This is a genomic window from Solibacillus sp. CAU 1738 (assembly GCF_039888725.1).
In the GTDB taxonomy this organism is placed as follows: Bacteria; Bacillota; Bacilli; order Bacillales_A; family Planococcaceae; genus Metasolibacillus.
In genome coordinates, this window is record NZ_JBDQQN010000005.1 from 227,601 (window position 1) to 243,505 (window position 15,905).

18 protein-coding genes and 1 pseudogene are annotated in these 15,905 nt (G+C 34.5%); 16 read left to right on the forward strand and 3 right to left on the reverse strand.

The genetic code is table 11. The features are described from left to right. Positions 1-6 precede the first annotated feature (6 nt). From AAFN87_RS15605 to msrB, 3 genes are read left to right on the forward strand one after another with little or no spacing between them, the layout of a single operon-like run. Positions 7-576 (forward strand): YpmS family protein, encoded by a 570-nt coding sequence (locus tag AAFN87_RS15605; protein WP_347791991.1) that lies wholly within the window; start codon positions 7-9, stop codon positions 574-576. Between the two features lie 6 nt (positions 577-582). Continuing rightward, positions 583-1,110, forward strand: a complete 528-nt coding sequence (gene msrA, locus AAFN87_RS15610) for a peptide-methionine (S)-S-oxide reductase MsrA (protein ID WP_347791992.1) — start codon at positions 583-585, stop codon at positions 1,108-1,110. After that, the gene (gene msrB, locus AAFN87_RS15615) at positions 1,110-1,538 is read left to right on the forward strand and encodes a peptide-methionine (R)-S-oxide reductase MsrB (protein ID WP_347791993.1); all 429 of its coding nucleotides are present in this window, start codon (positions 1,110-1,112) and stop codon (positions 1,536-1,538) included. Before msrA ends, msrB begins: the two co-directional genes overlap by 1 nt. Before the next feature lie 59 nt (positions 1,539-1,597). Here msrB and AAFN87_RS15620 read toward each other — a convergent pair whose 3' ends face one another. Next, positions 1,598-2,716 carry a CHASE3 domain-containing protein gene (locus AAFN87_RS15620; RefSeq protein WP_347791994.1) on the reverse strand — a complete coding sequence of 373 codons (1,119 nt, stop codon included), beginning with the start codon at positions 2,714-2,716 and terminating at the stop codon, positions 1,598-1,600. Positions 2,717-2,898: 182 nt separating this feature from the next. Here AAFN87_RS15620 and AAFN87_RS15625 point away from each other — a divergent pair, with 182 nt between their 5' ends. From AAFN87_RS15625 to AAFN87_RS15635, 3 genes are all read left to right on the forward strand, one after another. Continuing rightward, complete coding sequence (locus tag AAFN87_RS15625) at positions 2,899-3,123, forward strand: YozE family protein (protein WP_347791995.1); 225 nt, start codon at positions 2,899-2,901, stop codon at positions 3,121-3,123. 133 nt (positions 3,124-3,256) lie between these two features. Continuing rightward, positions 3,257-3,961 carry a purine-nucleoside phosphorylase gene (deoD, locus tag AAFN87_RS15630; RefSeq protein WP_347791996.1) on the forward strand — a complete coding sequence of 235 codons (705 nt, stop codon included), beginning with the start codon at positions 3,257-3,259 and terminating at the stop codon, positions 3,959-3,961. A gap of 384 nt (positions 3,962-4,345) precedes the next feature. After that, entirely contained in the window at positions 4,346-4,867 is a 522-nt protein-coding gene (locus AAFN87_RS15635) for a hypothetical protein (RefSeq protein ID WP_347791997.1), read from the forward strand. Between the two features lie 309 nt (positions 4,868-5,176). On the opposite strand, the gene AAFN87_RS15640 is transcribed toward AAFN87_RS15635, so the two are convergent. Beyond that, positions 5,177-5,443, reverse strand: a complete 267-nt coding sequence (locus tag AAFN87_RS15640; RefSeq protein ID WP_347791998.1) for a type II toxin-antitoxin system Phd/YefM family antitoxin — start codon at positions 5,441-5,443, stop codon at positions 5,177-5,179. Positions 5,444-5,715: 272 nt separating this feature from the next. On the opposite strand from AAFN87_RS15640, the gene AAFN87_RS15645 reads away from it, so the two are divergent. From AAFN87_RS15645 to AAFN87_RS15665, 5 genes and pseudogenes are all read left to right on the forward strand, one after another. Next, a complete protein-coding gene (locus AAFN87_RS15645; RefSeq protein ID WP_347791999.1) occupies positions 5,716-5,886 on the forward strand; it encodes a hypothetical protein in 171 nt (56 codons plus the stop codon). 74 nt (positions 5,887-5,960) lie between these two features. Beyond that, positions 5,961-6,098 carry a hypothetical protein gene (locus tag AAFN87_RS15650; RefSeq protein WP_347792000.1) on the forward strand — a complete coding sequence of 46 codons (138 nt, stop codon included), beginning with the start codon at positions 5,961-5,963 and terminating at the stop codon, positions 6,096-6,098. A 217-nt stretch (positions 6,099-6,315) separates the two neighbouring features. Next, positions 6,316-6,801 (forward strand): immunoglobulin-like domain-containing protein, encoded by a 486-nt coding sequence (locus AAFN87_RS15655; protein ID WP_347792001.1) that lies wholly within the window; start codon positions 6,316-6,318, stop codon positions 6,799-6,801. A gap of 141 nt (positions 6,802-6,942) precedes the next feature. After that, positions 6,943-7,146 (forward strand): hypothetical protein, encoded by a 204-nt coding sequence (locus AAFN87_RS15660; protein WP_347792002.1) that lies wholly within the window; start codon positions 6,943-6,945, stop codon positions 7,144-7,146. A 9-nt stretch (positions 7,147-7,155) separates the two neighbouring features. Continuing rightward, positions 7,156-7,269 (forward strand): annotated as a pseudogene (locus AAFN87_RS15665) (purine-nucleoside phosphorylase); the annotation flags it as partial. Between the two features lie 868 nt (positions 7,270-8,137). On the opposite strand, the gene AAFN87_RS15670 reads toward AAFN87_RS15665, so the two are convergent. Next, positions 8,138-9,028: a hypothetical protein gene (locus AAFN87_RS15670; RefSeq protein ID WP_347792003.1), complete on the reverse strand. Its 891-nt coding sequence runs from the start codon at positions 9,026-9,028 to the stop codon at positions 8,138-8,140. A 598-nt stretch (positions 9,029-9,626) separates the two neighbouring features. On the opposite strand from AAFN87_RS15670, the gene AAFN87_RS15675 reads away from it, so the two are divergent. The 5 genes from AAFN87_RS15675 to AAFN87_RS15695 all read left to right on the forward strand — a co-directional run bounded on the left by AAFN87_RS15675 (position 9,627) and on the right by AAFN87_RS15695 (position 15,863). Beyond that, positions 9,627-10,442 (forward strand): YitT family protein, encoded by an 816-nt coding sequence (locus AAFN87_RS15675; protein WP_347792004.1) that lies wholly within the window; start codon positions 9,627-9,629, stop codon positions 10,440-10,442. Between the two features lie 261 nt (positions 10,443-10,703). Further along, positions 10,704-12,197 (forward strand): lmo1851 family serine protease, encoded by a 1,494-nt coding sequence (locus AAFN87_RS15680; RefSeq protein WP_347792005.1) that lies wholly within the window; start codon positions 10,704-10,706, stop codon positions 12,195-12,197. Between the two features lie 93 nt (positions 12,198-12,290). Beyond that, positions 12,291-13,193, forward strand: coding sequence for a CobW family GTP-binding protein (locus tag AAFN87_RS15685; protein ID WP_347792006.1), 903 nt, complete (start codon positions 12,291-12,293; stop codon positions 13,191-13,193). A gap of 202 nt (positions 13,194-13,395) precedes the next feature. Then, positions 13,396-14,268 (forward strand): CAP domain-containing protein, encoded by an 873-nt coding sequence (locus AAFN87_RS15690; RefSeq protein ID WP_347792007.1) that lies wholly within the window; start codon positions 13,396-13,398, stop codon positions 14,266-14,268. Positions 14,269-14,789: 521 nt separating this feature from the next. Beyond that, a complete protein-coding gene (locus AAFN87_RS15695; RefSeq protein WP_347792008.1) occupies positions 14,790-15,863 on the forward strand; it encodes an undecaprenyldiphospho-muramoylpentapeptide beta-N-acetylglucosaminyltransferase in 1,074 nt (357 codons plus the stop codon). Positions 15,864-15,905: the final 42 nt, after the last annotated feature.

Here is a 15,905-nt window from a genome sequence, read left to right on the forward strand (position 1 = left end):
GAATAGATGAACAAATGGAAAGTCGCCTTCTTTACGCTTGCAGGGGCTATTGTTTTTGCTGTAATACTTGTTATATATTTGGCGACTTCCCCAGCGGATGACGTTGCAATACCAGAACCGCAGAAAATTACTGGTAATGTATTAGTTGTTGAAACGACAACAAAAGAGTTTGAGTCGATCGCAAAACAATATTTAAGTGATGCTTTGAACATGGCAAAGCTACCAGTCGAAATAAAAGTAAATGACCAAATACAGTTGTCTAGTGAGCTGATCGCATTTAATGTAACTGTACCGATCGTGATGGATTTTGAGCCGATAGTGAGCAACGGTAATATTCGATTAAAACAAACTGCAGTAAATGTAGGAAAATTAAATATCCCACCGACAACGGTTCTTAAATTAATGAAAGATTCGATTGAATTACCAAGCTGGATGATGGTGAGACCAAATGAAGAAGAAATTTACGTCGATTTATCTCGTATAAACATTGCGTCGGGTTCAAGAGTACGTGCAAAAGAAATCGATTTGAAGAATGATAAAATACTATTAGAAATTATTATTCCAGCTAAGAGGTGATGTGAAATGACTGAAAAAGCTACATTTGCAGGTGGTTGTTTTTGGTGCATGGTAAAGCCATTTGATGAACAGCCAGGCATCGAATCAGTATTGTCTGGTTATACAGGAGGGCATGTGGAAAATCCAACATATGAACAAGTGTGTTCCGAAACAACAGGGCATTTAGAAGCTGTTCAAATTACATTCGACCCTAATATTTACCCGTATGAAAAATTAGTAGAACTGTATTGGACGCTTATTGATCCAACAGATGCAGGTGGTCAGTTTTATGATCGCGGTGAATCATATACGACAGCGATTTTCTACCATACGGATGAACAAAAAGAAATAGCCGAGCGTTCAAAGGAAGCTTTGCAAGCATCAGGGAAATTTAATGCACCGATTGCTGTGAAAATTTTACCTGCTAAGCCATTTTACGAAGCAGAAGAATATCACCAATATTATTATAAAAAAAATCCAACACATTATAACAGGTACTCGGTTGGATCAGGTCGTGCTGGATTTATCAAACAGCATTGGGGGAAAGAAAAATAATGAATAAAGACGAGCGTTTAAAAGAGTTAACTGAAATGCAATACTACGTGACACAACAGCAAGGGACAGAACCACCATATCGCAATGAATATGATCAGCACTTTGAAGAGGGGATATATGTCGATATTGTATCTGGCAAACCGTTATTCTCTTCACTTGATAAATTTGATGCAGGTTGCGGTTGGCCAAGCTTTTCAAAGCCAATTGACGCACCAGAAGTAACAGAGCATTTCGATACAACTCATGGTATGCGCCGTGTGGAAGTACGTAGTAAAACAGCCGACTCACATCTTGGACATGTGTTTCCTGACGGGCCCAAAGAGCTTGGAGGATTACGTTACTGTATAAACTCAGCAGCACTGCGTTTTGTTCCAGTAAGTGAACTTGAGCAGCAAGGTTATAGTGAATATTTATCACTCTTTAAGTAAAAAAATGCTGGTTGGCTCCATATAATGGGCCAACCAGCATTTTTTAAACTTTAAACTCACTAACGACATTGCGCAACCCATCTGCCTGCTGAGCAAGCTCGGATACTAGACGACTGTGTGATTGATTTACTACCTTCATAAGCAGCTTGCTTCATTGCGTTCGCTGCATGATGAACTTCAGCAGCTTCTTCATGTAAATTGAACATTGATTGTTCAAGTTGCTGCATTATTTGAATAGCTAACCCCATACGATTAATAATTGTATTACTATCAGCTGCAATATCATGTGTTGAACTAGCAATTTCATCCGCTAGTGCCATTAATTCTTGTGAGCTACCAGATACATTATCCGCCAAACTGGATACCCGCTTTACGAGTGAAGAAATGGATTCAATTAAGACGTTAGTAGGCGCGGCAATTTGTGCAAACTCATCATTTGTTTTCACACGAACGCGACGGGTCAAATCGCCACCTGTACTCGCGATATCTAAAATAGAAGTGTTAATGGAATAGGTATTGCGACGAATGGATTTAAATAGGACGAAACCAAATGATACCGTTAAAACCATTGCAATAACGGATAATAAGAAGAATGATATTTTTGAGAAATTCGCAAATGACTCTAAATCATCAATGGTTTCTCCATTATCTGTTTCAAGTAGACCAATTAATGTTGCTGTATAGCTATCAATATAATCTTTTAGTGCTTGTCCACTGCCATTCTCCATTAACTTTTGCGCATTTTCAAAACCATATTTAGTGCGTGTATCAATCATTTTTTGCGAATATGTTAAATATGTTGAATAAAATTGTTGAATATAAGCAAGTGTTTTAAGCTCTTCCTCTCGATCTGCTAAAATGGTTTGCAGCTCAGCGATGTTCAGATCGATTTTTTCTTTCGTTGCAACGTAATCTGTGAGGATTTCTTCTTTCCCCCTAATAATGTACGTTTGCTCATAGCTTGATAATTTAGCAATATCACTTGCCAAATTATTAATTTGAATTTGATGTTGCAAGTTTTCGTCGGCAAAAGATCGCAAGCTCGTTTGTAATCTTGTAATATTAGTGTAAGATAGCAATTGCATTAAAATAATAATAGCTACAAAAAGGGAGAATATAAGCAAAATTCGTCCGCGGATTAGATGATAGAATCTTGGTTTTTTCTTTATATCCATCATTTGTTGCTTGTTACTGTTTGTTTTATTAAAGGATGGGCGATTTTCTTTGTTATGTAGCTTTTTCCTTCGTATTTACAAATTTGTCACCATATCTCAGAATACTCAGTTTTTACCGTATTACTGTATTTTCTGATCATTTTCTACAATTAAAGATGTTTAATTTTGTGAAAGGAGTAATAAATTTGATGAAAACGTTTTATATGTATGTATTAACTTACCGTGGAGGCGCATGGAGTGACCCGAAAGCCCGATTTGCTGAAGCCTGTTTTGAAGACCATAGTTTTCCAAAAAACTCCTCTAATTTTGAGGAATTATCACTGTATATAGAAATGCATGGAGATGATTTATTAACGATTGCAACATTTGATGAACTATGGGAATTATATGTAGAGAAATATAATTTGTAAAACTTTGATTTATTATAAAATATTAAATAGATGTATTATTTAAACAATTTGATGCAAGACGTCTAACGATTGCATAAACATAACAAAACAAGTATGATTTGAAGTGAAAATAACTGAAATGAGGGACTTTACTATGAGCATTCACATTAGTGCAAAACAAGGCGAAATTGCCGACATCGTATTATTACCAGGAGATCCATTACGCGCAAAATATATCGCTGAAACATTTTTAGAAGACGTAACTTGCTACAATGAAGTACGTAACATGTTTGGATTTACAGGTACATACAAAGGTAAACGTGTATCTGTACAAGGAACAGGTATGGGTGTACCATCTATTTCAATTTATGTGAATGAGTTAATGGAAGAGTATGGAGTTCAAAAATTAATCCGCGTTGGTACATGCGGTGCGATTCAAAAAGACGTAAAAGTGCGTGACGTAATTATTGCACAAGCAGCTTCTACAGATTCAAAAATGACTGACATCATTTTCAATGGTATTTCTTTTGCTCCAACAGGAAACTTTGACTTACTATTAAATGCTTATAACGCAGGTAAAGAGGCAGGATTAAGTTTACAAGTAGGTAATGTTATGACTGCAGATATGTTCTACTCAGAAGAAAACCAAAACGAAAAATTAGCGCGCTACGGTGTATTAGCTGTAGAAATGGAAACGGCAGCACTTTATACATTAGCAGCTAAATACGGCCGTCAAGCATTGTCTATTTTAACTGTTTCTGACCATATCTTAACTGGTGAAGCGACTACTTCAGAAGAACGTCAAACAACGTTCAAAGATATGATCCACGTAGCTTTAGAAGCGGCTATTCAAGACTAAGTCTAGCAAAGGATTGGGAACTGGAATAAATTTCGAAGTATCCAAACTTAAAATTTAACATCATAAAATACTCAATGAGCGACTAGATAAACTAGAGCTGGTTGGGTATTTTTTGTTCACAGTCCAGCAATTTCACCCATGCGCAAACCACAATACATAGCAATTTTGATTTGTAGCTGATGTTTGATATGAAGATTAGGAATGATTGAGAGCAGTTGTTGTATTTGTGACTCTGTATAATAATTTATACGCTTTGTTTTTGCTCGTTTGGGTTTTGTAGCCTTCGCACAAAGATTGAGCTCAATATGCCCCCTATTGAAGAATTTTTGGATTAATATTAGAATAACCCTAAAAAGTCTTGCAATTTAGGAATGAGGGATAGTATTGAATAAAAAACATAAAATATTAATTTTAGTTTCAATATTTTTAAATATTGTCCTAATTTTAATTGTTATAAAGTCTGTTATTCATATGAACTATGTAACCGATCGGACGCTTAAAACAAACTCAATTGATCAGTTATTTGAATTACACGAAACCATCTCTAAACAAGAAAACGAAAATTGGTCTGATTTAGCCTTCCTTTCGAAACAATTAGAAGATACAGGTTTGGGCACTATGCATGCGCTCAACATAGGTGTAACGAGTAAAACAATAAACAAAGATGATTCTAAAATGCTTTTGAAGTTAGGTAACTACTTATTTAATTATTCTTTTATTACTAATTCCGAGATTTCACCAGAAACCTTAGAAGAAATGAAATTGGATTTAATAAGGTTCAATTCAATACTAACTGAACAAGGCTTTGCCAACGAAGAGGCATTTGATTGGACTAAACAAAATTATTTTAAAATACTTAGAAATATCGTTTCAGAAATCGAAAAAGCAGGAGGTAGTATTTTGTAACCCCTGAGTTATCGTTGTACGTTGGAACTGTATGCTCAAATGAAATAAAAACTAGCCTGTCCTCCACAATCGTTATTCTGTGGAAGGCAGGTTTTTTATTTGTCTAGAAATAGTACCAAATTATTAATTTGAACACTTTGGAAGGTATTTGTAATCATATCTCGAACTATGTGCAAAAGGGGTGATATTGTGAGTAAAGTGATATATGGAGACTTTAGTAAAGATATTAGGGTTATGAACTTGATAGTTACTCATTATCCTTCCATGCTATTAAAGATTTAATGAGCGATAATACCGCTCGTTGGACTTTCATTGTAAGTCCTCAATATTTAACAATGGCTTAATTACAGTAAACCCTTGCTCCAATTGTTGAATTGATTTTTGAAGGGCTGCTCTGTTTAAGTCACTACTCATTAAGTGGATGTTCTCCATTAAATTGTTGTATTGATCAAGGGGTATCATTACAACATTTTTACCATTTTTATGTGTGATAATTAATGTTTCGTAATCATTCGTTACACGATCCAAGTAGCTTTTTAGGTTATTTCGAAGATAAGAGTAATGTACTGCTTTCATATCGCCAACACTCCTTTTTTAAATCGTACAATAATTTGTGTGGAAAAGAGAAGGATTAATTAAATTATTTACAAATTCACCTGATTACTAAATATATCCAAGTATTCCGTTGTTAAAAAGGAGTTCTTTTTACTAATACGAACGGTGGTGTTACTTGAAGACCGTTGAGCTGCTTAAACGGCTCTATTTTCTTGTTCAACTAAAGAAGCAGGTTTGTGAAACATAGAATGATAAGAAGTTTCAGTTGTTTGTTATTGGGAGGAGATAAAAATATGCGTTTATCACTATTAGGTATTTCAATATCGTTACTTGGAATAGCTCTTATATTAACATCAAGTGGTACAACATCGTTTGGTCTTGGACTTTCTTTTATTGGGTTCTTAGTATCACTTGTTTCTTGTATTATAAATGAGGTGGAAAAAGTAAGAGACTTCAGAAAGTAAAACCGCTTTTCAGGAGTTTTGGTTAGGCCTAGAAGAAATGATTGAAAATCTCTCAAATAAAGAGGGAGAAAATATTGGCGAAATACAGAGACTTAATAGGGAATATAGAAATTACGATGTTATTACATAAACAAAATGCACAGTATTATGGTTGGTATGTTCATTGGAAGATTGGTAGATATATTTATCATGTATTTTTCGCCCATCAGTAAATTTTATAATAGATAAATTTACTGGATTTATTAAGACATTAAATGAAGTGAAATAAGTAAAATCAGTAGAAAAAATTTATCATATTTCAACTAAAGGTGCTTTACTAGAAGTTTATTGAGTTGCTTAGACAGCTCATTTCTTATTGAGCTAACGGGGCATTTTAGTAAAAGGGGAAAAATGGTTATTCCTTTAATAATCTTATGGGAGGCTGAGATAATGAGGTTAAGGAATATCCTTGTTCTCTTTATAGGAATAACAATGCTTTTTTCTGCTTGTTCAAACAAAGTGACAGATTCAGGAGATGAATCTTTAGTCAGGAAATCTGAGTATGGAGAATTACCGAACAAATTATATGATCAACAAACAAAAATCGAAGTAACTACCGATAAAATAGAATATTCAACGGAAGTGAATGAATTAATTTTTAAAATAGAGAATACTGGCACAACAGCTTTTGGTTTTGGAGTACCTCTCTATATAGAAAAATTAATAAATGGAAACTGGTATCAAATTCCGTATAGAGAAAATCTCGCATTCGCAGACATTGCCTTAGGGATAGTAGCTAATTCGGATTATGTTCAGTCAGTTCCTCTTGAACATTTGGACTATCAATTGATAGAAGGCAAGTATCGAATTATTAAAGTCTTCAATGTAAATGGAGGTAAATTTGTTCTCGGGGCTGAATTTGAAATTAAAGATTAATAGTTTTGATGATTTTTGTTACATAAGATTGTGACTGAATGAGTAGGCTATTCTCAAAAAGTTTGCTTCTGGATTTGCTATATTATTCAAATAATGCAGCCGTTATTTTAAACTAAAGAAGCAGTTTAGTCTAATGGAGGGATGACCATTAAAAGTTTTTTGAAATCTTGGTTAGGTTGGGTTATTGGGTTGCTTATAGGTGTATTTATTGTGAGTTTATGGAAAAACGGAGAAGTGGACTGGGGGAATTTTGCTGCTTTAAGCATAGGCGGTCTAACTGGTACAATAATTGGTATAGGGATAAGGAGAGCTGTTAAAAATGATGAAAGTAAAAGACACAATTGAATTTGTATTCTTATTACTGTATCTGACCACATTTTAACTGGTGAAGCGACTACTCCAGAAGAACGTCAAACAAAGTTCAAAGATATGATCCACGTGGCATTAGAAGCGGCTATTCAAGAATAATCGTAATGAGAGTTTGCTGTTTTTACGAAAGGACTAAAAGAACTCCTGCTATGGAATCTAAAAGTATATTCCATCCTATGTTAACATTATAAATCTCTATACTGTAAAAAAATCCGCCAAATACTAATGAAATTACACCCAAAAATATGTTCATAAAATCGACCTCCAAATTTAATATCATTTTGAGTTATCGGAAATTTTATTTAGAAGAATCATAACATAAAATTTGCAACGTTAAGGACCAAACCAATTAACGTACTTTAACAATCATAGCAAGCTCTTAGGATTTAACTAGCCTGTTATGGTTGAGTAATGGGACCTATAACATGAAGTAAAGAATATACAGTATAAAAAATGTAAATTATTTATTTCGGATTGCTAAATTACAAAAAATAGAAAAACTAGAGGGGGACAGTTGGGAGGGTGTACGGATTTTTGATAATACCAAAATCAAGCTCATAGTATCGTTTTAAAAATTCAAATACAACTAGAATCAAAAATAATGTTAGCATAAAATGCTGCTTTGATTTTATCTAACATTTCACCATCTCCAATCGGGGCCTTTATTGAATAACTGAAAATTCTGTCCATTGATAAATTATAGCATAGTAATATGATAGCTAATGTAAAATAGGTAATGTATAAACTTTATTAATACGTAGCTTAGGAGCAGAGGATTGATTGGAGAGGAATCAATTACAAATGCTATTTAATCGTTGCAATGAACGTATGAATGCCTAACAAAAGGACTTGATGCAAATTATATTTACAATTAAGCTAATAGATTGATGTGTGATAGTTTTAATGAGAAAGGCTATTTCCATGATTTTTACATAAAAAAGCCACTCTAGTGAGTGACTTTTAAAAACTACTTTTGAATGATTACATCATTGAAACGATATTGCTCGAAGTTTGCATTTAGTACAATATTGATTTTAGTTGCACTAGTAGTTGGGAAGAAGATAACTGATCTTTCTGTTACGCCATCTTCAATATAGTCAGCTGCGTGAGGAACGTCTTTGTTATACCAACGTACAAAATTGAAGTCGTCATTGTAACTAAATTGTTTGCCGTTTGCTACAATTTTACTCAAACTATCGCCAGTCATAGCTTCTTCATCAGAATTATTAATGTAAGTAATATAAATTTTTAATGAGTCTGAATCTTGTAGAACTTTGTCGATTTGGATTGTCACATCATCTATCGTTTTTGATAAAGCTGAAGATGAGGGAGTACTTGGTGTTGTAGATGTTTGCTGCTCTAATTGTCGAATTCTTTCCTGGAGTGCAGCTATTGTATTGTTTTTTTGCTGTAATTGATTTTCTAAATCTGTAACATAGGCATTAAATGCTGATGTAACGTTAGAAACGTCTATATCACCTTTTTCTGTTGTGAATTTCAACTTTAGATCATTTTTAAAATTATCACCTTTGGCAGATTCCAAATTTTTCGAAATAGTTAAATTGAAATAATTTCCTTTAGAATTGCTTTTAAAATTACTAATCGTAACTTCTTTCTTATTGTCTGACAGTGAAATCTTTAAGCTATTTACTTTTTTGCCTTTAGAATCTGAAACGATGAAGTTTTTTGCATGGACAGTTTTTGCGTTTAATTCAACTTTGAACTTTACTGTCAGTACATTGTCGATTACTAAAGCATGGATATCAGATTTATTTAGATTATTGCTATGTGCTTCGGCAAAATTGTTAAAACTAAACATCGATAATACAAATACGATGCACAAAATTAGTTTTTTCATTAATAACATCTCCTTTCTAATTTGGATTAATCAATATTATTAGTAAATGCACAGTGTGTACATATTAGTACATATTAGAAGACATATAGGCAAGAAGAATGGGGATGTTGGATATCTGCTTAATTGCATTTTTAATGCACTTTAATAAAGCTTACTAGTAAAGATTCATAATTACAGTAACTTGAGGTTAATTGCTATTCCAAATTTATGTGCGAAGAAAGTCTAGCGACAGGAGCAGTTGGGTGCATTCTGAGAGGGGGGTTAAGCTGCTTCAGGTCAACTTGGTATAGGATTATCCATGCGACATTTATTAAAAAATTCGAGCGGGTATTAGTGATGATTCAAATATTTTAGAATTTATACTTTAACTCTTTGTTGACTAATGAAGAAATAATTTCTAAAATCGTTAAATGACCGGGCCTTTTTACGACTTCTGTCATCATTCATTGTAAAATTATCCGAGAGAAGAAAGAAGGTATTACTACACTGAATTTTCATACTTATAGGAGTATTTAAGGTTTTTCCTTCACTGAAGATGGGTATTCTTAATAGAAGGATTATTAAAATTTTATTTATTTAGAATGGTAGGAGAGCGATAATGCGCAATATAATCATCATTATACTGGCATCAATTTTGATTGGTTTTGCTTATAACTTCTTATTAATACCACATGAAATATTAAGCGGCGGATTAAGTGGAATTGCTATGATGCTAGGAATTGTAACACCAGTCAATACAGGAGTTTTGAATTTTTTATTAAATTTACCATTACTGATTATAGGGTATATGAAACTTGGAAAACGTTTCATTGGATATACGATTCTTTCAGTTGTCGTATTATCAATAAGCTTATATGTTATCCCTGTGTATAAAGCGACGCAAGAGCCTATTCTCGCTTCTTTATTTGGGGGAGTGATTATAGGGGTTGGAGCAGGGATGATTTTTAAAGCAGCGGGTTCTACTGGAGGCTTTGATATTGTAGCGATGTTGCTAAGTCGTAAACGAGATTTTCCATTAGGTGTATTATTATCTGCTCTGAACGGTATTGTTGTAGCGATTTCGGGCTTTGTTTTTAGCTGGGACGCTGCTTTACTTACATTGGTGTCGATTTATGCCACAGGAAAAGTAGTGGATACAATTCATACTAGCCATATTAAATTGACGCTTATGATCATAACAAGTAAAGGTGAGGAAATGAAAAATAACCTATTAGCAAAACTTTATCGTGGAATAACGATAATCGATGCTAAGGGTGCATACTCGGGTGAGGGCAGAGAGGTATTAATTACAGTGATTACGCGCTATCAACTTGCCGAAGTGAAAAGCATGATAAAAGAAACCGATGACAAAGCGTTTGTTAATATTTTGCAAACTAGTGAAGTTATTGGTGTGTTTGATCGAAGAAATGGCTGATAGGTGTCTAAGTCGCTGGTAAATTCTCGAAAGCCGCTGTAAACCACTAAGCAGTCAATAGCAACTATAAAATTAAGTCCCTGTATCTACTAAATTAGAGGGGGACTTATTTTTTTTCTAGAAGGCGAAGAACGCGCATACATTTAAATATTTCATGAAACCTAAAAAAAAATTAAGTCTTTGCTTTTCGAAGTGCATTCAAACTGTTAATATGGATATAGTGTGACTTTAGAAAGTGGAAAAATGAGAGTGGTGAAATGAATGGATGAACAAAAACGTGATGAAGAACAGACAGAACTAAATGAACAACAAGAGCAACCTGTAAAACCGGCTGGCAAGTTTATACGAATTAAGCCGTTTCCGTTCATTATGTTAATGTTCTTAACGATTCTGTGTACAGCAGGGTTAACAATTTTTGCATTAACATTTGGTGAAAAAAAGGTTGTAGAAGTAAAAGTACCTGTGGAACGAGCAGAGTTTAAAAAACTATATGAAGCATTTGATGAATTAAAAGAAAACTACTATGTCGAAATAGATGAAGAAAAAGTAGTTTATGGTGCAATTAACGGAATGTTTGAAGCATTAGAAGATCCTTATTCGGACTATATGAACAAAGACGAAGCCGCACACTTTAATGAAGGATTATCTTCAAGCTTCCAAGGCATTGGTGCCGAAATTCAAGAGCGAAATGGCTACATAATGGTAGTATCGCCAATAAAAAATTCGCCAGCTGAAAAAGCAGGATTATTACCGAAAGATATGATTTTATCTGTTGATGGCGAAAGTATTAAAGGCTTAAGCGCTTCAGAAGCGGTACTTTTAATTCGCGGGGAAAAAGGAAGTACTGTAACTTTAACAATTCAACGTGATGGATCAGATGAATTAATCGAAATGAAAATCGTTCGTGATGAAATTCCAATTGAAACAGTTTACGGTGAAATGGGCGATGATAAAATTGCACATATTCAAATTACATCGTTTTCTTTGCAAACATATAAAGAGCTAGAAAAAATATTAGCTGATTATGAAAAACAAGGCATGAAAGGCATTGTCCTGGATGTCCGTCAAAATCCAGGAGGCTATTTAAAGGCAGCCCTTGATATATCTAGTTTATTTATTGAAGAAGGTAAACCAGTTTTACTTGTCCAAGGACGTACAGGTGAACCAGAAGCAATGTTTGCAAGTGGTGGTAAAAAATACGATTTACCGATTACCGTTTTAATAGATGAAGGAAGTGCTTCTGCCTCTGAAATTTTAGCAGGTGCATTAAGTGAATCAGCAGGTGCGACTATCGTTGGTAAAACATCTTTCGGTAAAGGTACAGTACAAACAGTAACGGATTTACCAGATGGTTCAAATATTAAATTTACAACAAGCAAATGGTTAACACCAAACGGCAACTGGATTAATGAAAAAGGTATTAAACCAGATGTAGAAGTAGATGTTCCAGATTATGCATCACTTCCATATATAGATCCTAAACAAAAATTAACTATTGATTCAAATTCGAATTTAGTTAATGCTGCAGAACAGATGTTAGTAGCATTAGGTTATGAAGTTGGAGAAGTCGATACGATTTTTGATGAGGACACAGAGGCTGCAGTAAAGCAATTCCAAGCAGACCGTGAGCTTGAAGAAACGGGTGTTTTAACAGGAGAAACTACGTATGCGTTAATGGATTCATTACGTGAAAAAGTGTTGAAAGATGATCCGCAATTGGCAAAAGCAAAGCAATTATTGCTAGGTGAAGAATAACTGAAAAACCAAAATGCAAATTTAAAAGTATAAATAACTAATAAAAAGGGCGGCCAACTTTGGTCAGCCCTTTTTTACGAGGATGTGTAATTTATGAAAGATGTATATTTATTTAGTGGGTTTTTAGGTAGTGGCAAGACGTCGATGTTAACAGATGTGATTCGCCAGTTGAAAGAAGCAGGTTTAAAACCAGCTGTTATTATGAACGAGCTTGGTAAGTTACCATTTGATTCACAAGCAGTACAATCCGATGTTCCATTAAAGGAAATGCTAGAAGGTTGTATTTGCTGTACAGGGGCGGAGAAAACGGAAGCCCAAATTCAATCGCTTCTATTAGATAGCGAATTTGACGTTCTTATTATAGAAACAACAGGTGCTGCTCATCCGGTCGAGGCGCTAGATGCGGTATACTCACCGTTATTTGCAGATAAATTGAATATTAAAGGCATTGTTACAGTAGCCGATAGCAAACTATGGCTAGACCGGGCGACATTAACTCCGCAAGTGCGCTCCTTATTTATGGAGCAAATTCGCCATGCGCACTTGTTACTTGCCAATAAAACGGATTTATTAACAGAATCTGAACAGGCACAAGTTGTCTACGAACTACAAGGCTTTAATCCCAATGCATTTATTTTACAAACAACAAATGGACGTGTGCCAATAAAGCTACTTGAAGGAATGCAATCAACATCACGTGTAGCTAAGGAGGATATTGTAAGCGCAAAATTAGGGGAAAGCTTTAACTTAGGGTCGCGCTTAGTTGAATTTACAACGAGTTTTACAGAAAGTGATTTTGAAGATTGGGTTCGTTCCTTACCGGATACAGTGTATCGCATGAAAGGGTATGTACCGATTGAAGGTGTACGTAACCCAATGCTCTTCCAATACGCTTATGGAATGGTACAGTGGCTACCTGAATATATTAAAATGGAACCAAGGCTCGTGTTAATAGGAGAAAATATCCGCAATGTGAAAGTGATAGGTGTCGATTAATTTCTCATTAGAATACTCTTTTGAAACTGTCAACACATTATGCAAAGTAACAACTACCGATGAAGGAAATATTCGCTAAAATATGAGTTTATGAAACATAAATATAATGGGCTATCTATTGGAAATGGAGACACTACCAATATATAGTCCATTTTTTTATGAAATTATCATGTACGATTATTTGCGAAAGGAGATGTATAAAATGAAAAAAAGTTTAATGACATTTTGTACAGTAGTACTTTTAGCAACACAGGTACCTACAGCGGATGCTGCAGTAAATAAAGACACAATGGAGAAGGCTCAAAGTACAGACTTACTTCAAAAAGCGATTATGCAAAAGGTTGACTTTAACTGGTTCGAGTATTTAAAGCAATCGGATCTAAATATAACAATTAAAGATAAAGAATCTATTAAACAGTTAATAGATCAACTAATACAGCTAGACAAAGAAGAGCCTTCAAAACCACCGGTAGAACAAGATAAAGAAGAGCCTTCAAAACCACCAGTAGAGCAAGATAAAGAAGAGCCTTCAAAACCACCGGTAGAACAAGATAAAGAAGAACCTTCAAAACCGCCAGTAGAACAAGATAAAGAAGAAATTGAAAAACCTGAAGTTCAACCGCCGGTAAGACCTACTCCACCGACTGAACAAGCTCCTTCGACTGATGATAATCAATCGAACGTAGGGCAATCGGATGTAGATCAAATCGAAGCAGCAGTAGTTGAGTTAACGAATAAAGAACGTGCAAAAGCAGGATTAGCACCATTACAAATGGATTCACGTTTAATGGCCGCAGCTCGTGAAAAATCTCAAGATATGAAAAACAATAACTATTTTTCACATACTAGTCCAACGTTTGGAAGTCCTTTCGATCGTTTAAATGCTTTAGGCATTTCATATAGCGCGGCAGCTGAAAATATTGCAAAAGGGCAGCGTACAGCTGAAGAAGTTGTAGCGGCTTGGATGGCATCACAAGGTCACCGTGAAAATATTTTAAATCCAAACTTCACTCATATTGGAGTAGGCTATGTTAAAGAAGGAAATATTTGGACGCAACAGTTTATTAAAAAATAATGTAAATCAGACAGTTAACTATAATAATAACTATCTTTTAAAGAAACATCTAAAATCATTAATTTCATAGATTACTTAAAGACTCGTCTCAGCATTGTGAGATGAGTCTTTTCGTTAAAGTTTTCGGGTTCTTTATATTTGTTTAGGTATTTGTACAAATTGCGCTATAAAAGAAGTAGGTAGTCATCTTAGTTAGCATCGTTGATAATGGTCTGACCATTTCATAACTTCGCAAAACTCTATTTCGTGTATGGAAAATAACCTATAAAACACAAAATTTCTCGCGATATGACTTTTTTATTTAATATAATTTTTGTGTAATGATATTTTGTGCTACAATTGACGGTATACAGTGCTGAAATGCCTGCAAAGAGTAAAGGTAAAAATAGTATAGAAGGACCTAATAGATTTCTCAAACTTACAGACTGAAACGTTAAAGCATGCGCTGTCAATAAAGGGCATACAATAGAAAAAGAGATACATCCAACTAAGGATTGTTTTTTAGGGATAGGAGAATTACTGTGAATAAATCAATCATATTAACAGGTGGAGGAACCGCGGGCCATGTGTCGCTCAATGAAGCCATCATACCTTCTTTATTGGAGGAAGGCTATAATGTTCATTATATAGGCTCCCATAATGGTATAGAGAAGGAATTAATCACAAATGCTTTTCCTGATGTACCTTATCATAGTATTAAAAGTGGGAAGCTACGTCGTTATTTCTCGCTTAAGAACTTTACAGATCCGTTTCGGGTTGTCGTCGGAATCGGTCAAGCGTTTGCGATACTTCGAAAAGTAAAGCCGACAGTTATTTTTTCAAAAGGTGGTTTCGTGTCAGTACCGGTCGTTATGGCAGCGAAATTAGCGAATATTCCTGTCGTCGTTCATGAATCTGATGTTACCCCAGGTTTAGCAAATAAATTAGCATTACCATTTGCCTCACATATATTTACGGTATTTAAAGAAACAATGCAGCATTTACCTAGTGACAAGGCGACTTGCACGGGTTCAATTATTCGTCAACAATTATTTGAAGGTTCTCGTTATAAGGGACTAGTACATTGTGGATTTAGTAGTGAGAAAAAAATTATTTTAGTAATGGGCGGTAGTTTAGGATCTGTTGTATTGAATGATGCACTACGAAAAAATTTGCCGGAACTATTACCGAAATATAACGTTATTCATTTATGCGGTAAAGGCAATTTGGATACATCACTAACATCGCTACAAGGCTACAAACAATTTGAATATGTTACAACAGAGCTACCTGACTTATTGCACGCAGCAAATTATATTGTGTCCCGTGCCGGTTCAAATTCGATTTTTGAATTTTTAGCATTGCAAAAGCCGATGTTGCTAATTCCTCTATCAGCGTCTAAAAGTCGTGGAGACCAAATATTAAATGCCAAGCTATTTAAAAAACAAGGCTTTGCCGAAGTGTTAGAGGAAGAATCTTTGACGAAGCAATCGTTTATGAAAGCAATTCAAGATTTAATTGAGCATGAAGATGTAATGATTGATGCGATGATTGATGCTGAACGTCCGAAAACGCCAAAAGAAATGGTGAAACTAATAACACAATATGAAAAATAAAAATAACGCGAACACACAGTAAACTTGTGTAGTCGCGTTATT